This window comes from Pseudoxanthomonas sp. P4_B2, from assembly GCF_056402315.1.
Window position 1 is genome coordinate 127,562 of the sequence record NZ_JBFUHQ010000009.1, and the last position, 24,931, is coordinate 152,492.

22 protein-coding genes are annotated in these 24,931 nt (G+C 59.6%); 17 read left to right on the forward strand and 5 right to left on the reverse strand.

Translation table 11 applies throughout. The annotated features are described in order from the left end of the window. Positions 1–135 precede the first annotated feature (135 nt). Positions 136–1,509: a PA2928 family protein gene (locus AC1DTQ_RS18110; RefSeq protein WP_477851386.1), complete on the reverse strand. Its 1,374-nt coding sequence runs from the start codon at positions 1,507–1,509 to the stop codon at positions 136–138. A gap of 148 nt (positions 1,510–1,657) precedes the next feature. Between AC1DTQ_RS18110 and AC1DTQ_RS18115 the strand changes: the two genes are divergently transcribed. The 5 genes from AC1DTQ_RS18115 (at position 1,658) to AC1DTQ_RS18135 (ending at position 6,189) form a co-directional block, all read left to right on the forward strand. Continuing rightward, complete coding sequence (locus AC1DTQ_RS18115) at positions 1,658–2,179, forward strand: Pvc16 family protein (RefSeq protein ID WP_477851387.1); 522 nt, start codon at positions 1,658–1,660, stop codon at positions 2,177–2,179. Between the two features lie 89 nt (positions 2,180–2,268). Next, positions 2,269–2,859, forward strand: coding sequence for a DUF6151 family protein (locus tag AC1DTQ_RS18120; protein ID WP_477851388.1), 591 nt, complete (start codon positions 2,269–2,271; stop codon positions 2,857–2,859). Positions 2,860–3,204: 345 nt separating this feature from the next. Beyond that, a complete protein-coding gene (locus tag AC1DTQ_RS18125; protein ID WP_477851389.1) occupies positions 3,205–4,143 on the forward strand; it encodes a retron St85 family effector protein in 939 nt (312 codons plus the stop codon). Next, positions 4,133–5,083: a retron St85 family RNA-directed DNA polymerase gene (locus AC1DTQ_RS18130; RefSeq protein WP_477851391.1), complete on the forward strand. Its 951-nt coding sequence runs from the start codon at positions 4,133–4,135 to the stop codon at positions 5,081–5,083. The genes AC1DTQ_RS18125 and AC1DTQ_RS18130 overlap by 11 nt, the downstream gene beginning before the upstream one ends. Positions 5,084–5,199: 116 nt before the next feature. Next, positions 5,200–6,189 (forward strand): HNH endonuclease, encoded by a 990-nt coding sequence (locus AC1DTQ_RS18135; protein ID WP_477851392.1) that lies wholly within the window; start codon positions 5,200–5,202, stop codon positions 6,187–6,189. A 13-nt stretch (positions 6,190–6,202) separates the two neighbouring features. Here AC1DTQ_RS18135 and AC1DTQ_RS18140 read toward each other — a convergent pair whose 3' ends face one another. Together AC1DTQ_RS18140 and AC1DTQ_RS18145 are read right to left on the reverse strand one after the other, a co-directional pair. Beyond that, a complete protein-coding gene (locus tag AC1DTQ_RS18140) occupies positions 6,203–6,607 on the reverse strand; it encodes a hypothetical protein (RefSeq protein WP_477851393.1) in 405 nt (134 codons plus the stop codon). Continuing rightward, complete coding sequence (locus AC1DTQ_RS18145; protein ID WP_477851394.1) at positions 6,604–8,502, reverse strand: ATP-dependent nuclease; 1,899 nt, start codon at positions 8,500–8,502, stop codon at positions 6,604–6,606. The genes AC1DTQ_RS18140 and AC1DTQ_RS18145 overlap by 4 nt, the downstream gene beginning before the upstream one ends. Positions 8,503–8,866: 364 nt before the next feature. Here AC1DTQ_RS18145 and AC1DTQ_RS18150 point away from each other — a divergent pair, with 364 nt between their 5' ends. The 10 genes from AC1DTQ_RS18150 (at position 8,867) to AC1DTQ_RS18195 (ending at position 21,562) form a co-directional block, all read left to right on the forward strand. Beyond that, the gene (locus AC1DTQ_RS18150) at positions 8,867–9,301 is read left to right on the forward strand and encodes a hypothetical protein (RefSeq protein ID WP_477851396.1); all 435 of its coding nucleotides are present in this window, start codon (positions 8,867–8,869) and stop codon (positions 9,299–9,301) included. A gap of 157 nt (positions 9,302–9,458) precedes the next feature. Beyond that, a complete protein-coding gene (locus tag AC1DTQ_RS18155) occupies positions 9,459–9,929 on the forward strand; it encodes a hypothetical protein (RefSeq protein WP_477851398.1) in 471 nt (156 codons plus the stop codon). A 444-nt stretch (positions 9,930–10,373) separates the two neighbouring features. Continuing rightward, complete coding sequence (locus tag AC1DTQ_RS18160; RefSeq protein ID WP_477851399.1) at positions 10,374–10,715, forward strand: ribonuclease E inhibitor RraB; 342 nt, start codon at positions 10,374–10,376, stop codon at positions 10,713–10,715. A 123-nt stretch (positions 10,716–10,838) separates the two neighbouring features. Then, the gene (locus AC1DTQ_RS18165; protein WP_477851400.1) at positions 10,839–11,270 is read left to right on the forward strand and encodes a hypothetical protein; all 432 of its coding nucleotides are present in this window, start codon (positions 10,839–10,841) and stop codon (positions 11,268–11,270) included. Positions 11,271–11,722: 452 nt separating this feature from the next. Then, positions 11,723–13,174, forward strand: a complete 1,452-nt coding sequence (locus tag AC1DTQ_RS18170; RefSeq protein WP_477851401.1) for a nucleoside hydrolase-like domain-containing protein — start codon at positions 11,723–11,725, stop codon at positions 13,172–13,174. Between the two features lie 882 nt (positions 13,175–14,056). Next, positions 14,057–16,045, forward strand: coding sequence for a family 43 glycosylhydrolase (locus AC1DTQ_RS18175; RefSeq protein ID WP_477851402.1), 1,989 nt, complete (start codon positions 14,057–14,059; stop codon positions 16,043–16,045). Positions 16,046–16,175: 130 nt separating this feature from the next. Next, positions 16,176–17,405 carry a glycoside hydrolase family 27 protein gene (locus AC1DTQ_RS18180; RefSeq protein ID WP_477851403.1) on the forward strand — a complete coding sequence of 410 codons (1,230 nt, stop codon included), beginning with the start codon at positions 16,176–16,178 and terminating at the stop codon, positions 17,403–17,405. A 75-nt stretch (positions 17,406–17,480) separates the two neighbouring features. Continuing rightward, the gene (locus AC1DTQ_RS18185) at positions 17,481–19,070 is read left to right on the forward strand and encodes a glycoside hydrolase family 43 protein (RefSeq protein ID WP_477851404.1); all 1,590 of its coding nucleotides are present in this window, start codon (positions 17,481–17,483) and stop codon (positions 19,068–19,070) included. A 121-nt stretch (positions 19,071–19,191) separates the two neighbouring features. Continuing rightward, positions 19,192–20,715 (forward strand): alpha-N-arabinofuranosidase, encoded by a 1,524-nt coding sequence (locus AC1DTQ_RS18190; protein WP_477851406.1) that lies wholly within the window; start codon positions 19,192–19,194, stop codon positions 20,713–20,715. Positions 20,716–21,199: 484 nt separating this feature from the next. Next, the gene (locus AC1DTQ_RS18195; protein WP_477851407.1) at positions 21,200–21,562 is read left to right on the forward strand and encodes a YciI family protein; all 363 of its coding nucleotides are present in this window, start codon (positions 21,200–21,202) and stop codon (positions 21,560–21,562) included. Between the two features lie 280 nt (positions 21,563–21,842). Here AC1DTQ_RS18195 and AC1DTQ_RS18200 read toward each other — a convergent pair whose 3' ends face one another. Further along, on the reverse strand, positions 21,843–22,115 hold the full coding sequence (locus tag AC1DTQ_RS18200) for a hypothetical protein (RefSeq protein WP_477851408.1): 273 nt from the start codon (positions 22,113–22,115) through the stop codon (positions 21,843–21,845). A 117-nt stretch (positions 22,116–22,232) separates the two neighbouring features. On the opposite strand from AC1DTQ_RS18200, the gene AC1DTQ_RS18205 reads away from it, so the two are divergent. After that, complete coding sequence (locus AC1DTQ_RS18205) at positions 22,233–23,846, forward strand: cellulase family glycosylhydrolase (protein ID WP_477851409.1); 1,614 nt, start codon at positions 22,233–22,235, stop codon at positions 23,844–23,846. A 179-nt stretch (positions 23,847–24,025) separates the two neighbouring features. On the opposite strand, the gene AC1DTQ_RS18210 is transcribed toward AC1DTQ_RS18205, so the two are convergent. Then, on the reverse strand, positions 24,026–24,634 hold the full coding sequence (locus AC1DTQ_RS18210) for a DUF1579 domain-containing protein (protein WP_477851410.1): 609 nt from the start codon (positions 24,632–24,634) through the stop codon (positions 24,026–24,028). A gap of 97 nt (positions 24,635–24,731) precedes the next feature. Between AC1DTQ_RS18210 and AC1DTQ_RS18215 the strand changes: the two genes are divergently transcribed. Continuing rightward, a complete protein-coding gene (locus AC1DTQ_RS18215; RefSeq protein ID WP_477851411.1) occupies positions 24,732–24,857 on the forward strand; it encodes a hypothetical protein in 126 nt (41 codons plus the stop codon). The last annotated feature ends 74 nt before the right edge of the window (positions 24,858–24,931 follow it).

The following is a 24,931-nucleotide window of genomic DNA, read 5'->3' on the forward strand; positions in this document are numbered from 1 at the left end:
ACGCGAGTCGCGAAGCCCTCACCGCTTCAGAACCCTCGCCGTATCCCGCCACGGATTGTCAGGTTGCGGCATGCGAGGGAGGTTGAATTTTTCAGAGCTTCGCGACTCGCGTCGCTCCTACAACGCACAACGCTCCTACAAGAGGCTTTCCGCCGTCAAATCCAGCACAGTGATCTTGCCGCTGATCACCTCCACCCGCACCGCTTTCAAATGCGGTCCTTCCTCTTGGCTTTTTTCATCCGTCGCCGCGGGCGGTTCGCTGCCCAGCAGCAACACGTCGTTGTCTTTGCGCATCACCGAGTGCAGCTGATCCATCGGCAGCGCGGCGCTCCACACCGGTTTGCCGGCGGGTCCGGAGACGCGGGTCAGTCGCAGGCGGCCTTGCTGGCCCAGTTGGTCGGTGTGCAGCACCAGCACGCTGTCCGGTTGCCGGTACCACAGCGCTTGTTCCGGTTCGCTGCCGTCGTGCAGCAGGCCGGCGCGCAGGAATTGCGGCGATTCGGGCAGCACGCGGTAGTCGCTGAACTGCGGCCGCTTGCCCCAGTGGTCCGGCAGTTGGCGGGGCCAGTCCGACGGTGCGGCCGACACCTGGATCACGCGCGCACCCCACAGCCGGTATTGCTGCGGCAGCGGTTCGTTGAGCGGGGCGGGCACGTGGTTCTCTTCCAGGAACTGCTGCATCACGCCGGGGCGTTCGTTGGGATCGCGTCCGGGGATGACGGGTTTGTTGCCGTAGAAGTCGGCTTCCTTGTCGGTCATCACTCCCAACCAGCGTTCGCCGATGGGCAGGGCGCGGGTGAGGAAGGTGGAAGAAGATCCGCTGCCGCGTTTGGCCGGCGGCACGATGCCGTTCGGGTCGCGGACCGGCGTATCGCGCGGGGCGGCGCTCAGGTCGCTGGCGTCGATGCGCCATTGGCTGGCGTCGTTCAAGGTCAGTTGCAGGCCATGCCGGCCGAAGGCGATATAGCCCGCTTCGTCGACGCGCTTGCCGGCCATCGCGGGATTCCTGGCATCGATGCGCGCGCCGTCGGCGACCACGCTGCCGTCGGCCAATGACACGCCCAGCGGTCCGTCGACGGTCAGCCACAAGGTCTTGCCGTCGGCGCCCAGCAGGTCGAAGCCGCGTAAATCGCGGCTGGCGCGTTGTTCGCCTTCGTAGGTGCGCAGGCGTTTGCGCCAGGCCAGGGTGCCGGTGGCGGCGTCGATGGCCCACAGGTCCACGTGCAGCAGGTCGCGGCGGGGGCGGCTGCTGGTGCGGCGGCCGAAGGAGAGTTGGGTAATGGTTTCGGATTGGACGCTGAGCAGGTAGACGCGGTCGGCGCCGCCCTGGTCGGTGCGCAGCGGGGCGGATTGGAACAGGGCGGGTTGCAGTTCGCGGACTTCGCCGGTGGTGAGCAGTTGGTGCAGGTCGTCGCGGCCGCCTTCGCGCAGGGTCCACAGGCCGGCCACGCCCAGCAGTAGCAACAGGAACAGGGCCAACGAGGCGAACGCTTTGCCGAGGTGGTTCATGCGGGTGACCTGCGGTGGTCGGGCGAGGGGTGTGGGTGGGCGTAGGTCATCTGCGAAAAGAACGTGGGCGCCGGGGGCCAGAGGCCAGGTTTGCAATGAGGGGGTGGCTTGGGCTTAATGCAGGCGGGCAACGATGGGGGAAGGCGCTATGTCATCCGATCAGTTGATTGCGGTCGCTACCGATGCTTTGCGTGGGTTGGTGCAGGCGGCGGTGCCGTCGGGCACGCCGGTGTTGGTGGGGCCGCCTTCGCCAGAGGGCGAGGAGTTGTCGGGGTTGTCGGTGCATTTGTTCCGGGTGGGGGTGCTGCCTTTGGTACGGGCGGTGCCGACGATCGGGGCGGATGGGCGGCGGGTGCGGCCGGAGTTGGGCTTGCAACTGGATTATCTGATCAGCGGGCTGGGTGGGGAGGCGCTGCAGGAGTTGGGGTTGTTGGGGACGGCGTTGCAGGCGTTGGTGGATACGCCGGTGCGGGAGCGTCAGTCGATGGCGGCTTTGTTGTCGCAACCGGATCGGTTGTCGGCGATGGCGGCGGGTTCGGTGACGGTGCAGTGGCGGATGTTGGATCTGCCGATGGATCAGGTGTCGGGGGTTTGGTTGGCCAGTGGCATGCGCCAGCGCGGCGGGGTGTTCGTCAGGGCCGAGGCGGTTTGGCAGGTGGCGCCGGCCTGACGCGGGTTCGGTCTGTCTTTGTCGCCTTCACGTCTTCGTACGTGTGCGGCCGTTAACAAGCGTGTTCCGGATCAGGCAAGGACGTTGCCATGGCGTTGTCGTTGCGCTGCGAGTGCGGGCGGGTGCAGGGCAGGGTGGAAACGGACCAGGTCTATGTGCGGGCCAAGTGTTATTGCCGGGATTGCCAGGCGTATGCGCGTTGGTTGGACCGGCCCGGCGTCGTCGATGCGCAGGGGGGCACGGACATCGTGGCGATGAATCCGGCGGCGGTGCACTTCACTTCCGGTAGCGAGCAGATCGCGTGCATGTCGCTCAGCGAGAAAGGGCTGTTGCGCTGGTATGCGGTCTGTTGCCGTACGCCGCTGGGCAATACGCCGCGCGATGCGAAGGTTTCTTATGTGGGGGTCATCACTACGGGGCTGTCGCCGGCCTGGGAAGTGGATCAGGCGTTTGGGGCGCAGGGGGAGGTGGTGATCAATGCGGGGTCGGCGGCGGGGAAGGTGAAGGCGACGCCGTTGGGGTTTGTGGTGGGTGGGTTGCGGATCTTGCGCAATATTGTGGGGGCGCGGTTGCGGAAGCAGGGGCCTACGTTGTTTTTCGATGGGGAGGGGCAGCCCATTCGAAAGGTAGAGGTGTTGAGTGCGGCTGAGCGTGCGGCGTTGGGTGGCAACGGCGCTTAGTCAGAACATATCGAGAGACTCCTCGTCGCCGGGTTCGGTGACGGTGTAGTGGCGCGCTGGATCAGGTGTCCGAGGGTTGGCTAGCGAGCGGGGATGCGACAGCGGAGTGGGGTGTTCTGCGCGACGTGTGACTTTTTTACATTGACGTAGCGCCGCAATAGCCGAACAATCAACCCGCTCTTTACGCGAATGGCTAGTGAGTAGCCCGGATTGATCGGCGTTGCGCCGGATCTGTATCACATTGACCTCATTTATCGCCCCATGCGGCTGGCCTCGCTTCACCGCCAAAAGCACGCGGTAAATCGAGGCCAGCCGCATGGGGCGTTCTCTTGGTAATGAGCGCATATGGATCCGCGGATTGACTTCATCTCTAGCGTGGAAAGTAAGTCCACAAGAGTGAAGTCATTTCGCGGATTTATTTTTCTTTGTGGGGGTCCCCATGATATTAGAGCGGGCGCACAATCTCTTCGAAGCTTAATAATTCGCGAGATGAGCTCGGGCGGCCACCCCGGACTCGCCGACCGAATTAAGCTGGCGGAAGAGATACAGGACTGGTTTCGGGATGAGGCGTACTCAGACTTGGTTAGTCTGGAAGAGCATTTGGCGAGCCTTTCATCGCTCATTGTTCTGGTCGTCGAAAGTCGTGGTGCAATCGCTGAGTTAGGAGTTTTTTCCACGGTGACGCGCTTCAGCGACCGAATGCTTACGTTGGTCGCCAACGTGCACTATGAGCAAGACTCATTCATTCGGCTCGGTCCAGTGCAGAGGCTCGAGAATATTGCTGATGATCGAGTTCTGATATATGACTGGATCGCACTTGACGACAGGGGTCGCGAAATAATGCGGCTGGATGATCTCGATGCTGACGTGGTTGAGGTCGTAAAAAAGATCTCAGAAATACTATCGGTTCCTTTGTCGGAGGCGATTCTTAAAAAAGATGATCCACTTCATATCATGCTAATGATTTGCGAGCTCTGCGATCTATTTGGGGCTCTTCTAATCACAGAGATAGAAACTTATCTAACGACTCTAGGTTTTGAAATATCTTCTAAGGAGCTGAAGCAGTACGCATTTTTGCTGACGCACTGTCAAATGCTCGGCGTCAAAAAGAAAGGTCACGCAAAATATCATTACTCAATTAAATGGGATTCACACATTTCCTTTGCTCTAGGAGGAAAGCCTATCGATCGAATCAGATTGCAAGTCGACACGGTTGAGTACTACAAAACACATGATCCGAGACGAGCATCGGTAATTAGATGGGTGCGCTCAAATGTCGGTTAACTTAGTTTCCTACTGCTCATCAGAGATTGGGGTCTCTGCTCAAGTCGTTAGAAGAATCGCGACAGGTGCCCCCTATATGTATAAGAAGTTTCGACTTAAGAAACGAGGTCGAGATGAATACAGGTGGGTTGCTCAGCCTGCTCGTGAAGTGAAAGCTCTACAGCGGGCAATTGTGAAATTCTTTCACGCGAAACTTCCCATCCATGCGCGAGCAACTGCATATATTGATGGGGCTTCAGTTGCAAAAAATGCTTCTCTTCACCGAAATGCAAGTTATTTACTAAAAATGGATTTCTCTGATTTCTTTGGGTCAATTCAGATCGGTGACATACGGGCTTTTGTTAAGGCGGCGCTAGGTGGTCAGGCGAGCGATGTTGAGCTTGATTTGATTGCAAAGGCCGTTACGTGGCACATGGAAGGCGGAAAGCCACTGGCGTTATGTATCGGCGCACCAAGCTCTCCGTTTTTCTCAAACGCAATCATGTATGGGTTTGATGAGTTTATTGACGTCCAATGTCAGCGAATCGGTATCTGTTATAGCCGTTATTCAGATGATCTCACCTTTACTGCGGACAGCCGCGAAAAATTGCTCGAAGTTGAGTCTCTAGTTAGGCGGTATTTGTCAGAGAATACGAGCCCTAGACTTCTAGTTAATGAAAGAAAACGAGTTCTGGTGGGCAGAACATCATCCATGCGGATAACTGGAGTGCATCTGTCGACGCAGGGTGACGTCACGGTTGGGAGGATTCGTAAGCGTGGCGTTCGTGCTGGTGTGGATAGATTTGTGTCCGGTGACCTCAACGCCGCTGCCGTGTTGAAGCTGAGAGGTGAGATTGCATTCGCTTTGGATGTGGAGCCAGGGTTCGCCGCATTGTTGTACCAATGGTATGGTGATGCCGTCTCACCCTTGATACCAAAGGCGAAACGCGCGCGCCCGTAGGCTGGGTTAGTTCTACCGATTTGGTACCCTTCAATCGATGGGAAGCTGAGTTGACGATGCCAGCCCAAGGTATGAGTTCAGATCTTGTTCTTCGATTGACATCGCCTTGGATTGAAATGGCATCTGACGACAGATTCAAACAGGCGGTAATCACAACGCTGGCTAAGCGAGCGGCGAACCGTTGTTCCAACCCTGATTGTGGCGCGATAACTAGCGGCCCTACCGATGATCCGCACGATTCTGTGAACGTGGGCGAGGCCGCTCATATCTTTGGGGCGCATCCGGGCTCGGCACGCTATGACTCAAGTATGTCGCCATCTGAGCGTAGTGCTATTTCTAACGCGATCTGGTTGTGCAGTAATTGCCACAAGATAATCGATGACGACGCTAACAAATATCCAGCTGGTTTGTTATTTGAATGGCAACAAGACCATGAACGCCGCATTGCCGCACAAGTCGGAAAAGTTTCTGCTGAAATTAGATTTCGCTACGAAAAACGACATCTCGAAGAGTTTGGGCGACTTAGTCATCTCTCGGAACGACTAATACTGGAGAAGGGAGATTCTTGGGAGTACCTGCTCACCGCAGAAGTATTGCGCTTTGAGATGGCTCCCATCATTAGGCGATGGACTGCGCTAGATCGTGGGTTATATATAAAGCCAAATGTGAGAATTGAAAAAAGAGATTTCACGCAATGGTCTTTAAGCCGACTTGATGAGATAAGTGCGATGACTTCTGCCCTATCTCAACTGATCAATGTTGAGTTCTCACGAGTATGGGGGGAGCCGGGTGTGCCGGGAAATGATGTTGAGATAGTCACTACGTGCCGATTATTTAGCGAGCTATGTCAAAGGGCATTAGACTGGGAAGAAACCGTGAGGTTTGTATCCACAGACGAATTGTTTAGCGAACTCCATCATTTGTACGTCGGAGTCGCCGGTCACATTATCGACGAGGCTGCTAAAGTTCCGAGGTTTATGTCTGAAACATTCGCAAGTGGGTCCGCAACTGGAACCCACGAACTCAAATTAAAGCTTGCCTTGCCGGATGGTTGGATCGAGGAGGTGAGCGCAGCAACAAAACGCGCAAAACGTGCAATGGCGTAAAGCCTACGTGTGCTTATCCCTCGCTCGAATTTTTTCTGGCTAAAGCAGATACGGAAGCGCTGTTGGCCGATATGGTGCCCAAAATAAGACCGGCAAGAACGGGGGCGATAAGATTAGTTATCGCTCCAAGCCACGGATGAAGCATGGAAGCCCAAGATGCCACGGGCCTGAGCATCACGATCAAGAATAGGCAAATCAAGAGCAGCACTAATCGGCTAGCAAGATATGCTGCGAAAGCAGAAGGTTGCTGGAGGAATATTTCTGTAGTCCGACGGTCCTTGTCTGCCCATCTCTTAGCTGCCGTGCTGCTTACGCGGAACACCTTGATAAAGAAGCCTTTTATTTGCGTATATGCGGAAATGAAGCTCAGGAGAAATCCCGCAACGCTTAGCCAAAGACCTAAGCTTTCAGTGCTCATAAGCTACCTTTATATCTAGGGTTTTCTTGCTGTCCATTCGCAGTCGCCCACGCCGTCAGGGGTGTGCGAATAACCTCGAGGTAGTTTGTTCCGTCGCCAATCTCTTCATCTGTGAATGGCTCATGCTGACCCCCATCTATAAGTTCATTCAACAGAGTCTGAACTTTCTGGCAGAGTTCATCGTCGTCAGTAATGCGTTGATACGCATTCAAGGGCTTATCTTTCGATTCTTCTTCTGCACCAAGGAAGCGTTCAAAATCTGGGATGCTCACCCTATGGCGGATGGCTAGACCCGTTGCGCGGGCAGTGACAATAGCGTCGCGAATCTTTCTGTTCTCTGTCCACATTCCATTATTCGTTCCGTTTTTTGTGAACGGCGGGTCGCAATCGTGGACGACTCCGAAATCAATCTTGAAGTGTTGCATGACGGAGATCAGGGGTGCGAGAACCGCTTTTCCGTGTGCGCGGACAATGGTGATGCGCTCGATCAAATCATGCTGCTTCTCTACGATAGCGGCCATGAATGCAGCATGCTCAGTGTCTCCTTCTACCAAGATCGGATAAGAGCCAAAGAATATCTCCGCCAAGCTCGGATCGATTTTCTGTAGAGCCTGTAGACGCTTTTTATCGTCGGGAGCGAACTCAATTGAGTCGGAGCGGTATGTCTTGGGCACAATTGGTCCGTCATCTTCGCCGGCAGCTCGCTCCAAGCGAACAATCGTCGTGTGATCTTCGAGTGGATTGATAAAGTACGGAGAATGAGTGGTCATCATCACCTGCCAGTCTGAACTTTCAGCAAGCTTGTAGAGGTGCCTTTGAGCGGCTCTCGCAGCCATAGGGTGGAGTGCGTTCTCTGGCTCATCTATTAGCAGCAGGTGGCCAGGAAAGGCGGGGTCTTCGGCATCTTGAGGAATGGGTCCGCCAGCATCATGGGCAGCTAGCGCAGCATTGAGCTCGGCACTTCTTGCTGCCGGCGTAGTCTTCTTTTTAAGCTCGGTTTCGATCGCCTTGCGATAGGTGTCTCTAACGTCTCTCTCCCTCTTCAATTCGTTGTGGACTTGCAGCATCGCCCAAAAGAGTGCCCGCCGAGCACCTGTTCCTTGCTGAAAGAGAGTTGTATCCGCTTTGCCATCCTTAACCCGCAGGCCTGATCCTTCCTTGACTAATGCTCCAATTTTTGGTGCGAAAGGACCCGTGCTCACGCTAAGTCGTACATCCAATTTTGGGAATACGCCTTTGAACCCTTCAGTTACTTTTACAGCGATCTTATTGAAGTGATCTTCATGTGCGGCACTAATCTCATCTACCCGCGTAATGACGGAGGCGAGGGCAACTGATAAAGCTGACTCATCAGATTTTCGTTCGCTCTCGATCATTGCAATGAGCGGTTCAAGTGCGAGAGTAAGCAACGTGCTCTCTGTTTCTGCTGCATCTTGTAGAGAGCCTATTCGCAGCGGTTTCGGAAGGCGAGATTTGAAGACGTTATCCGCACCGCCGGCTTTATCCTCTGCTGCCCAATCATTTAGTTCAGGATCCCAGGTTGCTCTGTTTTTTTTGTAGTCTGGGCCTACCCACTGCCATCGACTGCGCACGATTAATAAGTCGCCTTCAGCTTTCTTCCATTTTTCGTCTACATTTCCAATTCCTGCTGGGATATGAACTTCAAGCTCGACCTCGGAAGATGCGTCTTCCGGGCACCATTGGCAGCGGTCATGAGAAACAGTGAAGATTTCCGTTCCCAAGGCAAGTTCGTAGGCGCGGAGAACAGTCGACTTGCCTGCGTTGTTCTTTCCGACCAAACAAACGATGTTGTCCAAATCAACGGATAGTCCTTCATCGCCTACACAACCAATGTTTCTGAGCTTGATTCGTACAAGTTTCGAGATGTTTGGCACGTTCCCTCCCCAGGGATACGCAATTGGAGCGCATAAGCCGGATACTCGCGGGCGCGGAATGGAATGTCAAAGCCCGCGTGGCGGACTAGGGGTGTAAATAATTCACACGCTCCGGCGACCTATTTAAGGCGAGCCCGCGTAGGGCGGAACCCGCATAGCGGATTCCGCCGCATGTCCCGCGGAAGAATTTGGTCTGTGGACATCCAATCCATATCTGGTTTTCAGATATCCGGAAAGCACGGGTAGGGTTACGTAATTCGTAGTATCCGACTCGCTCAGCGTCCGGTATCTATGGATGGACCTTGTATGGATTAGCCATACAGCAAGCGCCCCGCGCGCATCACAGACCAAGGAAGCCGTCGCCATGACAAACCCACACTCGCGCCAAACCGCCAGCAACCCCGCCGCACTTACCTTCGCCGACATCCCGCCCAGCCTGGCCGAAGGCCCAACCTCACTGGAAACCGTACTGAGCCTCCTGCAAGGCGAGGGCGATCGCCTCCTGGCCGACCGCGGCATCGCCGCCTACGACCCCCACATCCTCGACCGCATCAGCGCCAACGCCGAACTCGAATCCGACGACTGCCTGGACCGTATGCACTGCCTGCTGGAACTCCTGGACGCCACCCTGGCCACCGACCCACCCACACTGGCCCACGCCACCGTGATCGGCACCGTCCGCCACCTCACCCGCTTCCTGGCCGACCACCAACGCTGGCACGCCCTGGCCGATAACGCCGCCTACTACCGCGACCACCCCGACATCGCCCACCAAGTGGCCGCCCGCCAAACACCCTAGACCGGCAAGCACCCAGGGCGAGTCCTACACCGCCTAAGGATTCCCCTACGCATCGTCACGCCTTTTGCCGAGTGCAGCACACGACCGCCTTCCTTGACACTCTCCACGCCCCGCATCCGCGCGGGCAACACCACCTGCAACGCAAAAGGAGATTGCCGTGTCGCAGAACCTCATCACCCTTACCCTGACCGACGAACAACTGGCCGCCGCCGACCAAGCCCTGACCACCCTGGAAGCCACCTTCGCAGGATTGATCGCACTCGACGGCGACGAACGCAAAGGACTCAACCGCATGGGCGGCAAATCCGAACAGTTCTGCCGCCAGACCCTCAACGTACTGGGCCAGAACCCGCAGATCGTCCCCGCCAGCATCGGCCTGGCCGCCGCCCAGGAAGACCTGACCACCCTGGACCGCCTGCGTCCCCGCCTGCAGCGTTTGCTGAAACTCGCCGAACGCGCCCAGGATTCCGAAACCGCACTGGGCAGCGACGTCATGTCGCTGGCGCTGGAAGGCTACGCCCTGCTGAAAGTCGCCGGCCGCAACCAAGGCCTGGAAGCGCTGCGCAAAGAACTCTCCGGCCGTTTCAACAAGACCCGCGCCCCGGAACCGGCCCCCGCCGCGACCTGACCGCCGCCTCCCGCGTCATGCTTCACCCGGAAAGCCGCTCCCCAGCGGCTTTCCGCGTTTCCGCTGGCACAACTTGCGCTTCCCTCGTCGCCTGCCGCGCCGCCACCGGCACAAAAAGCGCCACGCGAATCGCTTTCCAGGCATAGATCAATCTGCAAAAGCGCCACCGCCGCCACTTCCCGCGCCTCCCTCGCCACACAACGCCCCGCCGCTGGCGCTTTTTTCGCCAACACCGGCACTTTTAGAGCTCACCCATGACTCCACTTCGGCATCGGTAATCGCTTTTTGCGCCGACCGAAGCGCGCAAACCGCTACACGGAGGGTCGCACGCGCCAAGCGAGGCCCGCCTGGACTCAGCTTATCAACGCGGTGCTGCGCTCCACCCAGGCTACGATGCAACATCGACAGTCAAGGCCGTTATCCCGAGAACGCCGAGGTAAAGAAATGAAAGACATCGATCAATTTCCAGCCGATGAAAATGGGGAAGTGCTACGGCAGATGGCTGAAAGTGGGGACGATCTATCGAAGCCGAGAAACATCGACTTCACCTTGGTATTGCCTAGCGAAGCTGCGGCTCGAAAGTTCGCCGCTCACTTCACAAGTTCTGGCTATCAGGTCAGCGTGGATGAAACGGGCACTGTTCCTGAACTGCCATGGGATGTTGTGGTTGTGAGACTCATGCTTCCCACTCACGGGGGAATCACTGGGTTTGAAGAAGAGCTGGAGGCGGCAGCGGCTTCGTTAGGAGGGCGTAACGATGGGTGGGGGTGTTTTGAGGTCGCGTAGGGCGGAACCCGCGCAGCGGATGACCCGCTTCGCTGCTGAAAGCCCGCCGCAGGTCCTTCCGCCGCGGAGTCGGTATGATCGGGGAACGCGGACGCGGTCCGCTTGTGGGGAGGGTCCGCGCCTATGTCCGTCACCTTGTTCCGACAGCTTCTATCTTTCTATCTTTGTTTGCTTGTATTGAGCTTTGCGCTGGCATTTTTCCCGCCCGAATACCCTGCCGACCTGCAGGAAGCGTATGACGCGTTGCCCGACGGCTGGCTTACCAAAAATCTGTGGCTTTCAGTGTGCCTGCTATCTGCGTTTTTAATCGCGTTAGTGACAGGCATCATCGGCCTATTTAGGCTAAAGAAGTGGGGACGCACTCTGTGCCTGGTTGTGACAGTGGTTGAAGTCTTGTTCAATTTTGGGCTGTCTCCAGCCCTTTCATCTCCATTGGAAATGGCGCTGTCTGAAGCGCTGGGACTATTTTGGGGAGCTTTATTGGCCGCTACGTACTGGTCGCCACTGAGCGATCAATTTAACCCGCGTAGCTCGCGTAGGGCGGAACCCGCGTAGCGGATTCCGCCGCATGTCTCTCCGCGAAGAAGGTCTCTGGTGTCGCCGAATGTCTAAACTTCGCTTGTACAGTCGAGCGTAGTCGAAGCGCCCCAATCCACTGGATACCTGCTTCTGTCGACGAACTGCGGAAACTGGAATGCGGCCAATCGTTCGGCCGCGCCGCAATCCTTTGACGAAGGGTTTCCCTGTTGCCTTGGTAATGCGAGCGATGAAAGACATGCGGCGGAATCGCCTTCGGCGGTTCCGCCCTACGTGGTCTACGTGGACTGAAACGGCACGGGCATGCTGATACAGTGCCGCATTCAAAAAAAGATATGGCGCGCACCCAACAATTCATTGGATATGCCACGACGCGCTGCCTATGCTTGGCCTCGAATTCGATCCATGAAAGTTCGTGACACAACGGCAGCAGCCGGCAGCGTGAAGCCCCCACTTCGATACAAGAAAAGATGCGATCACTTTCAATCACGGCGATGCTGGCGGCCACACTGGCTTGCGTGCCGGCCGTTGGCTTCGCCGAACCCAAACAACGCCTGATTGTTCTCAGCGATATCGAGGCCGATCCCGATGACAGCCAGTCGCTCGTGCGCTTGCTTCTGTACGCGAACCAGATCGATATCGAAGGCATCGTCGCCACGACCTCCACGCATCAGAAGTCGCGTATCGCACCGGAATCCCTGCAGGCCATCATCGATGCCTACGGCCGGGTACAACCCAATCTGTTGAAACACGAACCGGGTTTTCCGCAAGCGGAGGCGCTGAAAGCGATGGTGCGCTCCGGCTCGCAGCTGTACGGCATGCAAGGTGTCGGCGACGGTAAGGACTCGCCGGGATCGGACGCCATCATCAAGGCCCTGGAGAAGAACGAGTCGCGGCCCCTATGGGTTGCAGTCTGGGGCGGCGCCAATACGCTTGCGCAAGCGTTGTATCGGATTAGACACGACAAGACGCCGGAGCAGGCCGCTCGCCTGGTCAGCAAATTGCGCGTCTACACGATCTCCGATCAGGACGATTCCGGGTTCTGGATACGCACCCAGTTTCCCGAACTGTTTTACATCGTCAGCCCCGGCGGCTATGGCAATGGCACTTGGACGGGCATCCACACGGCCGAGCCGGGCTTCGACAGCACGGAAGTGAGCAACCAATGGATCGCCGCAAATATTCAACAGGGGCATGGACCGCTGGGCGCGATGTATCCGGATGTCTCTTTTGGCATGGAGGGCGATACGCCCTCCTTCCTGTCCTTGATACCTAACGGCCTGAACGCACCCGAGCACCCGGACTGGGGCGGCTGGGGTGGGCGCTACGAGTGGTACACGCCAGCGTTGGAGACTACCAATCCGGAAGGCTTCACCGGCAACGTACCTGTCTTGCAAGAACCTCGTGCCATCTGGACCAACGCCGTGGATAGTTACCGGCCGATGGTCTACAACGGCTATGGCCGCAGCGTGCGCGCCCACGATAAGGTCAGCACTGGGTACAGGACCACGATCTGGCGCTGGCGCAAAGAATTCCAGAACGATTTCGCTGCTCGCATGGAGTGGAGCACCCAGCCCTACGAGGGGGCGAATCATCCGCCAGTGGTAAAGCTCGGCCCTAGCGATCGGCTGACCGTCAAATCCGGCGAAGGCTTCATGATGAGCGCCGCCGGTAGCTCCGACCCCGATGGAGATAGCTTGAGCTACCTGTGGTTTCAGTATCCCGAAGCGGGCAGCTACAAGAAGGAGATCAAGCTGGGGTATGCGGAAAATCACCATACCGTTTGGGGGCAGGCGCCAGTGGTAAGCAAAGAGGAGACCGCCCACTTCATTGTTCAGGTGACCGACAAGGGCAGTCCGGCGCTGACGCGCTACCAACGCGTCATCGTCACTTTTACTACGGGGGCGGAGGGAATTAAGTGACGTAGCCCGGGTAGAGCGCAGCGAAACCCGGGGTGTTGGATCAGGCGTGCAAGTGCGCCGTCTGATTAATCGCTTCAGCAATATCTCTGCAACGGTGATTGTTCCCACATCGGCATCCCGGGTTGACCAGCTTTGCTGTTGGAAGCCGCTGCGCTCTACCCAGGCTACGATGCTCATGTGGAATAGGGCGGAACCAAGCCAATAATCAGGTCGTCATCCCGGCGCATGCCGGGACCCAAGCCCGCACGCGCGTTGAGTTGGGTCCCGGCATGCGCCGGGATGACGACTTTGAGGGGGGGGGCGACGTCAATCGGCTGCCCGGCGCTCACGGTCCGCGCGCACGCGTGTCGATCACGCGCGTTGAGTTGGATCCCAGCTTCCGGGTTGGCGTGCCGGAGTGTAGGAGCGACGCAAGTCGCGAAGCTCCCAATGTCGGAACAATGGCCAGCTTCGCGACTCGCGTCGCTCCTACGGCGCTGTGGGGCAGGATTCGTTCATGGCAGGTCGGTTTTCCTGGTGTGGATTGAAACGGCACCGGCATGCTGGTGCGGTGCCGCATTCAAAAAAAGATATGGCGCGCGCCCAACAATTCATTGGATATGACACGACGCGCTGCCTATGCTCGCCTGAGAAGTAGGACGTGAGCTCAATCGACACGACACCCGCATTTCATTAGTCATTAGTGTCGATACAAACCAGACCGCGTAAGTCAGAACTGCCGCAGGCGATCCCGCCCTAGGCGAACCGGTCAATCTGAAAGGTAAGCGCATGCGGCCTGGATCCAAATCGCCCGGAGTTGTCATCGCCGGGCTGCTGTTAGGCGTGGCCTTGACGTTGACTGCATGCGCGGCCCCGATATCTGCGATGGATCGGGAGGGTGCGGTGACGAGCGCGCCCAAAGGCCTGTCGACCGCGACCTGGACGCCCGACAACGGCAACGGCACCTTCACCAATCCTTTGTTCTATGACGAGTTCTCGGACCCGGACCTGATCCGCGTCGGCGACTGGTTCTACCTGACCGGTACCACCATGCACGCCATGCCGGGCGTGCCGATCCTGCGCTCGAAGGATCTGGTCAACTGGGAGTTCGTCGCCTATGCCCTGGACAAGCTCGACCTGGGCCCGGCCTACCGGCTGGAGGGCGGCCGCAACATCTACGGCAAGGGTATCTGGGCGCCGTCCTTCCGCTATCACGCAGGCAAGTTCTACATCTTCTCGAACGTCAACGACCAGATGACCCAGATGTTCACGGCCACCGATCCGAAGGGGCCGTGGACGCGTACGCCGATGAAGCGCAGCTTCCACGACCTGTCAGTCCTGTTCGACGACGATGGCAAGGCCTATGTCGTCTGGGATCACCAGACGATGCACCTGGCCCAACTGACGGACGACCTGACCGACCTCGTTCCGGGCACCGAGCGCATCCTGTTCACCAAAGACGCCGGCATGGGCGAGGGCGCGCATTTCTACAAGATCGACGGCAAGTACTACATCATCAGCGCCAATTACGCTGGTGGTTTTCGCATGCCGGCGGCGCGGGCGGATCATGTGCTGGGCCCCTACGAGGTCAATCAGGCGATCAGCTTGCACGAAGACTTCGGCATGGCCTCGAGCAAGCGCACGGGGTCGCCCAAGCCGCCGTTCACGTTCTGGGGACCTGACCCCGCCGCCAAACATAGCCTGGCGATGCATCAGGGAGGCATCGTGCTGACGCCTGCGGGTGAGTGGTGGGGTTTCTCGATGATGGATTTCAATTCCGTCGGTCGCCTGCTCAGCTTGTCTCCGATCACCTGGAAGGACGGCTGGCCTTATTTCGGACTCCCGGGCAACCTGACGCGCACGCCGCGCACGTGGGTGAAGCCGAAGACCGCCACGCCGCAGCCAGTAAGCGTGCCCTTTCAGCGTAGCGATGATTTTTCGGCGCAGCATCTCCAGCCTCTATGGCAGTGGAATCATGTCCCGGTCGACGACAAGTGGTCGTTGTCGGAACGGCCGGGTTTCCTACGGCTTCACGCGCTGCCGGCGAACTCGTTCTACGACGCGCGCAATACACTGACGCAGCGGGCGATCGGGCCGATGTCGACGCCGACCGTCCTGCTGGATGCGTCGAACTTGAAGCCTGGCGACACGGCCGGACTAGGTCTGCTCAATCTTCCTTATGCGACGTTGGCCGTCGAAAAACTCGCCGACGAGCTCAACGTCGTTTTTTACGACCAGCGTCTGGACCAGTGGGTGCGGGTGAAGATGAGCGGGACGCGCCTCTGGCTTCGCGCGGACTGCGACTTCCTCACCGAACGGGCGCGCTTCAGCTATTCGTTCGACGGCATCGCCTTTACCCCTATCGGCAACGAGGTCGCGCTGTTCTACCAGACCTTCACCTTCCAGGGCGTTCGCTATGGATTGTTCAACTACAACACGACCGGCGCCGAGGGCGGCTTCGCCGATTTCGACAGTATCGACATCTATCAACCGCATACCCATGGACTGATGCGGCCCATTCCCTATGGTCGATCGATTCGGCTGGCGTCGTTTCGCGCGACGACCGGACTGGCGGCAAGCGAGGGGCGCTTGGCTTCGGGTGTGCCGACGCGGTTCGAGATCGTCGACCGCCAATTAGGCCGCGTCGCGCTGCGATCAGGCACACGCTATGTCACGGTCGATAAGGACGGAGCGGTGACACTTGCAGCCGGCCAGTCCGGCACTGCGCAAAACTTCCAATGGATCGAAACACCGACGGGCGAATTGGCGCTGATGTCATTGGCCAGCGATCGTTTCTTGCGCATCGATCCGCAGACCAAGGAAATCCGCGCCGACAGTCCTGGCCCGATGCCGGACGACAGCGACGGCGCGCGCTTTATCTGGTCGGAATAAAAAAAGGCGCGCCGGCGAATTCGGGGATTCAGCGGCGCATCCCAGTCTCTCAAAACCACTCCGCAACAACGTCAGCGGAATCTTCCAAATCGTAGAGGACCGCCAGCATTCACATGATCAAGGATTCGAAATGAACACCCAACGCATAGCGCAGCTCGTATTGGGCATCTTTCTGGGTGCCGCCGCCTGCGGCAATAGCTGGGCTCAAAAGGCTGAAGGCCTGGCCGAAACTCCGCAAATGGGCTGGAACAGCTGGAACAAATTTGCCTGCGAAATCGACGAGCGCCTGATCCGCGAGACCGCCGATGCCATGGTCGAGCAGGGCTTGAAGGACGCAGGCTACCAGTACGTGAACATTGACGATTGCTGGCAGGGCGAGCGCGACGCCGACGGCAACATCCATCCCGACCCTAAGCGCTTCCCCTCCGGCATGAAGGCGCTGGCGGACTATGTGCATGGCAAGGGACTCAAGCTGGGCATCTACTCGGACGCCGGCGCGACCACCTGCGGCGGCCGTCCCGGCAGCCGCGGCCATGAGTATCAGGATGCGCGGAGCTATGCGAGCTGGGGCATCGATTACGTCAAGTACGACTGGTGCAACGTCCAAAGTCTAAACGCCGAAGCGGCTTACACCACGATGCGCGACGCGATCGCCAAGGCGGGCCGTCCGATGCTTTTCAGCCTATGCGAATGGGGCATCAACAAGCCGTGGGAATGGGCCGGCCAGGTCGGCCATTCCTGGCGCACCACGCCCGATATCTACAATTGCTTCGACTGTGAATTCAGTCCCGGTTTGTCGACGGGTCTGGGCGTGCTGCGCATCCTCGACAGGCAGGCAGGCCTGCGCAAGTTCGCAGGGCCCGGCCACTGGAACGATATGGACATGCTCGAAGTGGGCAACGGCATGAGCGAGGATGAAGACCGCGCCCATCTGTCGATCTGGGCGATGATGGCCTCGCCCCTCATCCTGGGCAACGACCTGCGTTCCATGTCCGAGTCGACCCGCCGCATCCTGACCAACCCCGGCGTGATCGCGGTGAGCCAGGACAAGCTGGGTATACAGGCGCTGCGCGTCCTGGCCGACGGTCCGCTGGAGGTCTACGCCAAGCCGCTCGACGGCGGCCAATGGGCACTGATGTTCTTGAACCGCTCCAACCAGCCTGCCGACGTTCACCATGACTGGAAGAAGCAAGTCCTGACCGATGACCTGAGCAAGCGGTCGGTCGATTTCAAGCAGACCGTCTACGGCTGGTCCGACCTGTGGAGCAAGAAGACGGGCGACACCAGCAGCACACTGGAAGCGCGGCTGGCGCCGCATAGCGTGCTGATGCTGCTCCTGACCGGCCCTGCGAAACCATAGGGCAGGTGAGGAAGATGGGCGGAAAACCACTCGTGCGAACACCCGCGACAACTCTATGAAGGTTCACAACTAGCCATGCGCCTCCTCAACCTGCTGCACCGTATTGCCCTCTGCTGGGCGGCCCTCGCTTGTGGGGCCGCGCTGGCCGCCGAGCCGGCGCCTGGCGCCAATCCGGTGCTGCGCGACCGTTTCACTGCCGACCCCGCGCCGCTGATCGTGGGCGATACGGTCTACCTCTACGTCGGCCATGACGAGGCCAAGGGCGACGACTTCTTCCTCATGAAAGAGTGGCTGAGCTATTCGTCCAAGGACCTGCGCCACTGGACCGCCCACGGCGCCTTCATGAAGCCCACCGACTTCAAGTGGGCGGTGAGCGATGCCTGGGCCGCGCAGGTGGTGCAGCGCAATGGCCGCTTCTACTTCTACGCCACCGTGCAACATGACGACACCCATCCAGGCAAAGCCATTGGCGTGGCGGTGGCCGACAACCCGCTGGGTCCGTTCAAGGATGCGCGCGGCTCGGCGCTGGTCACCGACGCCACGACGCCCGGCCCCTACAACTGGAACGACATCGATCCCACCGTCTTCATCGACGACGACGGCACTGCCTGGCTGGCCTGGGGCAACCCGGTGCTCTACCTGGCTCGGCTCAAGCCGAACATGACCGAGCTGGACGGCCCCATCGAGAAGATCGCGCTGCCCAATTACACCGAGGGGCCGTGGCTGTCCAAGCGCAAGGGGACGTACTACCTGACTTACGCCTCCATGGCGCACCAAAATGTCTGGGAGCACTTGTCCTATGCCACCGCGCCCAGCCCGCGTGGGCCCTGGACCTACCAGGGCGTGCTGACCGGCCGGACACGCAATAGCTACACCATCCACGCGGGCGTCATCGACGATTTCAAGGGCCAGTCCTATCTGGTCTATCACAACGGCGAGTTGACCCTGCCCGATGGCCAGACCGGCGCCGGTGCCCGCCGCTCGGTCACCATGGAGTACCTCTACTACGACGCCGACGGCCGCATGTGGCCCGTTACGCAAACCGAGGCCGGCATCAGCACGCCGCCCCGGCCGCCCACCGGCAAGGTGCCTGCCCCGGCGGACCCTGGGCGTTCCGACCCCCGCGTGGCTGTCGAGCAGTTCGCCCAGGGCTATCCCGAAACCTGGCCGGGCCACCCGGCGCTGGCTTCGGTCACTCGGCCTTTCGAGCAGGCGCCCGAACCCGTGGGTTTCAACCGCGAGGGCGGCGGCGCCAGCCGCCTGGTGCAGACCTTCGTGCCGCGCGCCGACATCGCACTGGGCCGGCTCAGCCTGTACGCCGGCGACGGCCACGGCACGGACGCCACGCATCCGCTGCGGCTGTCGCTACGCGACGTGGAAGCCGGCACCGAATTGCTCGGGGCGGGCGAGGGCCTGGCCATCGCCTACCGCTCGCAAGGAGCGGGTCTGCTGAGCTTCGACTTCAGCGCCCATCCGCCCGTCGTGCTGCAGGCCGGTCGCCGCTATGCGCTGGCGCTGCAGGGGCAGAAAGACGCGTTGACTTTCTATCTGCGCGCCAGCCGCGACGACGTCTATGCCGACGGCGAAGCCAGCCTCGACGACCGGCCGCTGAAGGACAAGGACGGTCGCCCCGCGGACTTCGCGTTCGCGCTCTATGCGCGCTGATCCGGCCAGATGAGTCGGCCAGAATCGGGCGCGTGGGAGCGGCGTCCCGCCGCGAGCTTTTGCGACCGGTAAAAATAAATGCGCCGGACAACGGCGCGATGATCTACAAGAGAGACTAACAATGCGCCTTCTGATTTCCGCGGCCGCGATCGCTACTGCTCTGATGCTGCCTGTCGCGGTTCATGCCGCCGATGCGCCGGTTCAAGTAACACTCGATGCGTCCAAGCCCGGCGCAGTGATCGACCGCCATCTCTTCGGCCAGTTCGCCGAGCACCTGGGCAGCGGTATCTATGGCGGCATCTGGGTCGGCAAGGATTCCAAGATCCCAAACACGCGCGGCATCCGCAACGATGTCGTAGCGGCCTTGAGGGCGCTCAAGGTTCCCAACGTCCGCTGGCCGGGCGGCTGCTTCGCCGACCAATACAACTGGCGTCGCGGCGTCGGCCCTGAGCGCAAGCCGGCCGTCGGCGAACCCAACACCTTCGGCACCGACGAATTCATGGACTTCGCCCAGCAGATCGGAACCGAAGCCTATATCTCGGTCAATCTCGGCTCCAGCACCGCGCAGGATGCGTCCGAATGGCTCGAGTACATGACGTCTTCGACCGACAGCGCCCTGGGCGCCGAGCGCGCCAAAAACGGTCATCCGGAGCCGTACAAGGTCCCCATACTCGGTCTCGGCAATGAATCCTACGACTGCGGCGGCCCCATGTCGGCGGATTTTTACATCCACGAAATGAAGCGCTTTTCGCACTTCGTGCGTAATTACAATGCCGCCCAGCCGATGAAGCGCGTGGCCGTCGGCCACGACACCTATACCGACGCGGTCATGAAGGCGTGGAAGGACCGTTCCTGGTCCTGGGACATCGAAGCTCTGTCACTGCATTTCTACGCGACGGGCGGGTGGCCGCCGCATTTGCCGAGCACGGGCTTTGACGAAAAGGACTATGCCGCCCTGGTGAAAGACGCGATCGCCATGGACGACGCGATCAAGACCTATTCGGCGATCATGGACAAATATGACCCCGACAAGAAGGTCGCCCTGGCCGTCGACGAATGGGGTGCGTGGCTGGCGCCGACGCCGGGATCGAACCCCGGCGCTCTGGTGCAGCAGGTCAGCCAGCGCGACGCCGTGCTGGCCGCGCTCAGCATCAACGTCTTCGCGCGCCACGCCGACCGCGTCCGCATGGCCAATATCGCGCAGATGGTCAACGTCCTGCAGGCGATGATCCTGACCGACAAGGACAAGATGCTGCTGACGCCGACCTATCACGTCTTTCATATGTACGTGCCGTTCCAGGATGCGACCTTCGTACCGCTGACCTTCGACGCCGGCACCTATACGACCAACGGCATCACCCTGCCGCGCGTCGACGCCGTCGCGGCCAGGGACAAAACCGGCAAGGTTTGGATTGCCGTCACCAATCTCGACGCGAAGTCGCCCGCGACCTTCAGCGTGTCACTTGCCGGTGTGAAAGCCACGAAGGCGTCGGGCCAAACCCTTTCGGCGCCGAAGGTCGACAGCGTCAACACCTTCGACGCACCCGATACCGTCGCCCCCAAGGCATTGTCGGCCAAGGTCGCGGGCAGCGAACTCACCATCACCGTCGCGCCAGCATCGGTGACGGTGCTCGGCCTGGAATAGCCGGGCAAAACGGGACAGGCAGTCACCGTGGTGAAAAGTTCGAGTACCAATTCCATTCCCACGTTCGGCCTTCATCGGCGGAAAACGCACGGCTGTAAATCGGAGCTTTCGGGTTGCGCTTATCCCAGTGGAATTTCAGGATAACGTCTTTGTCGGCAACGACCTCACCGCTGAAGTTGACCCTGGCGGGTGTGGCTGGCGTTTTCGATCCAAGATGTCGAGGACAGGCGGAAATCTCGTGATCGCCGAAGCAACCGACCCACCATCAGGTCGTCATCCCGGCGCATGCCGGGACCCAACTCAACGCGCGCGCCGGCTCGGGTCCCGGCATGCGCCGGATGACGACTCTCGGTGTGACGTCGATTGGCGGTTGGTGCTCGCGGTCCAGGCGCACGTGTGTCGATTCCGCCCTTCGCCATTCGACGTCTGGAGAGAGAAGCGCGAAGGTCGCGCGGCTCGCGTACCCACAACAGGAGGCTAGACCATGCGATTCCTTTCCATGATCCGGGTGAACGAGAACACCGGGCTGGTTCCCAGCGAGCAGCTCATGGCCGACATGGACAAGTTGATGCAAGAGATGACCCAGGCCGGCGTGCTGCTGGACACCGCCGGCCTGCGTCCCACTTCGGAAGGCGTGCGCATTCGCCTCAGCGGCGGCAAACTCAGTGTGACCGACGGCCCGTTTACCGAGAGCAAAGAAGTGATCGGCGGGTATTGCTTGTTCCAGGCCAAGACCCGGGAAGAAGCGGTCGAATGGGGCAAGCGCTTCCTGAAGATCCATGGCGACGGCTGGGACATCGAGTGCGAGGTGAGGCAAGTGGATGAGGAAGCGTGCCAGCCGGGGTAGGGCGGAAAACCTTGCCGAAGCTCGTAGGGCGGAACCGCCGAAGGCGTTTCCGCCGCATGTCTAACCGTCACTCGTCCAATCGAGCGTAGTCGAAGCGTCCCAATCCACTGAATACCTGCCTCTGTCGGCAAAACTGCGGAAACTGGAATGCGGCCAATCGTTCGGCCGCGTCGCATACGATGAAAGACATGCGGCGGGTTTTCAACAGCGAGGCTGGTCATCGCCTTCGGCGGTTCCGCCCTGCGTGGTCTCCTACGACTTTGTGTGAAAACGGTTTCGCTCAGATGACGACATTTTTTTCTGAAAATGTCGGAAGCATTCGCGAGAAGCGGTTATGTGATGCGGGTTCTGTTGGTGCGATGCCGCATTCAAAAACGATATAGCTCGCTCCCAACAATTCATTGGATATGACACGGCGCGCCTGCCTATGCTCGCCTCGAAGTTGATCCATGACAGTTCGTGACACAACGGCAGCAGCCGGCAACACGAAGCCCTGGAACGCCAACTGATGGCGTAGCGGAACCGGAACAAAAAATGCCGGAACCGATTTCATCGGGGCAGCAGCACGCAAGCGCCTGAGAAAGCTACTCCTTGCGACGGGACGTGAGCTCAATCGACACGCCCCCAGCATTTCATTCGCCACTAGTGTTGGTCCAAATCAGGAGGATTTATGTCCAATCGCACCCCTTTCGCTGCGACCTGGCAGAAGTCGCGCGCGCTTCTCGCGTCACCGATTTCTTGCATTCGCTCGATCCGATCCAGAGTGATTCAACAATTGTCGATGTTTGCTGCTATGGGATTCCTGCTTGTAGGACCCGCCTTCGCCCAGCTTCCACCGGCCCAGCAAGTCGCGGACCAGATCCGGATCGGCTGGAACGTGGGCAATACCATGGAAGCCATCTGCGGCGAGACCGCCTGGGGCAATCCCGCGATCACGCAGCAACTCATCACCTCGGTGAAAGCTGCTGGCTTCAACGCCATCCGCATCCCGGCGGCTTGGGACTGTCACGCCAACCAGGCGACACAAACCATCGACGCCGCCTGGATGGCGCGCGTCAAGCAGGTGGTGGACTACGCGTACAACCAGGACATGTATGTGGTTCTGAACATCCATTGGGATGGCGGCTGGCTCGAAGAGCATCCTCTTTACTCGTACCAGGTCTCGAATAATCAGAAGCAGCGCGCCTATTGGACCCAGATCGCCAACACCTTCCGCAACTACGACCAGCGCGTGCTGTTCGCCGGCACCAACGAAGTCCACGCCAATTACGACACGCCTACCACCGAGAACAACACCGTTCAACAGTCGTACAACCAGAGCTTCGTCGATGCCGTGCGCGCCACCGGCGGCAACAATGCGTCGCGCACGCTTATCGTGCAGACGTACAACACCAACATGCAGCACGGCATCAACTTCTTGAACATGCCGTCGGACTCGATCGCCAACCGGCTCATGGTCGAGGTCCATTTCTACGATCCGTACACCTACACGCTGGATCCGGCCGGGAGCTGTTTGTATTGGGGTTCGCCGTATCCGCCGCAGAGCGCCTGCTCCTGGGCCCAGGAGAGCTATGTCGACAGTCTCTTCGCCCAGGTTCGGTCCAAGTGGGTCAACAACGGCATTCCGGTCGTCATCGGCGAATACGGAGTGGCGTTTCGCTCGGGCATGAGCCGGCCGTCGCGCGAGTATTATTTGGAATACATCAATCGCGCGGCCCGTGTGAATGGCTTGAAGACCTTCTACTGGGACAACGGCGTGGCCGAATTCGCGTTGTTCAACCGCTCCAACGGCGCGGTCGTCGATTGGGGCGCCATCGACGCGATCAAGCGAGGCGCCGATCCCGGCCAGATCATCGCGAACGGCACGTATAAGGTGATTGCCCGACACAGCAGCAAGGCGCTCGACGTGAGCGGCGGCAATACCGCCGACGGTGCCAACGTCGTGCAGTGGACGTATGGCGGCGGCAACAACCAACGCTGGACGTTCACTCACCTCGGCAACAACACCTACCGGATCACCGGCGTGCAAAGCGGAAAGGCTTTGGAGGTGGCGAGTACCTCGACGGCGAATGGAACCAACGTGGACATTCGCACCTATACCGGCGCCAATAATCAGCGCTGGACAATCTCGGCGACGAGCGGAGGCTTCTATCGGCTGTCTCCGGTCAGCAGCACCGGCTCCGCGCTGGATGTCGCAGGCGTCTCCACGGCCAATGGCGCAAACGTGCATCAGTGGGCTTGGACGGGTGGCAACAATCAACAGTGGGCGATCCAAGCCCCCTGAGCCCTGGCGTACGCGGAGACCTCGTAGGGTGGGCCTTGGCCCACCCGCTTTTTGGTTTCCGACGCTAATGCAATCCGATCTATGGCAATAGTGGGCCAAGGCCCACCCTACGAGCTAGGCGACGGGGCAATTAATTAGCGTCAATTGCCTCCGTCCCTGTAATTCGCCTTGAATCCGTCCTACTGCGTGCGCTTCTTGTAGGTGATCTCCATCATCTTGGCTTCCTTGCCGTCCGGGCCGGGGCCGTACATCTCGAATACCTCGGTGGTCGCATCGGTCCAGCGCGTGGTCATGCGCGTGGTCTGCGGCTTCTTGCTGACCGGATCGTTGTAGGTGCCGGTGAAGGTGCAGGCCCCTTTGGCGTCGCAGGTGCCTTCGCTGACCATCAGGCCGGTGCTCATGCTGTCGTTCCACGTCGACCAATACTTGCCGGTGACGTTCTCGAAGCCCTGCAGCCCCTGGCCGCTGAAGGGCTGGCCCATCATCTGCGAAGTCATTTCCTCCACCAGGACGCGGTCGCCGAGGATCATCTTGCGCGTGGCGGTGCCGGCGTCGGTGGTGGGTGGCTTGCCGGGCTCATGCCAGGCCTTGACCGTGAGGTCGTAGGTGCCAGCCGTCGCCGCCATTTTCTTGTGTTCGGCGCCGGGCGTGCCGGCCTTCTGGTAGGCCTCCATCATCGCCTGCATCTCGGGGGTCATCGCCGGCGGCGCGGCGGCTTCCTGCGCAGCGAGCGGGGCGGAACACAGCAGGGCGAGGGCGGTCATCGAAAGAGCGTGCTTGCGGATCATGTTGAACCTCCTTGGGTGGGTGGGTGGAATCGACAGTGGCGCACAGTGGCGCCATGTTCACCGCTGCCTGCTCAGTTGGCGTGAAGGTGTGAGGGGCGTGCCAATCGACACGGCGCCGCAACGGTATCGGGTGCAGCGACGGCGCGATGTGCTGCGCTTGCACATAACGTCGCCCGCTTTCGGTTACGGCTTGCTGGCCGCTTCCGTCGCCACGCCACGTTGAGCCACGTGCGACCAGCCGGAACAGGGGCGACCGGTCACGCCATGCGGGTGTCCGCATGGCCCGTCCACCGGGAG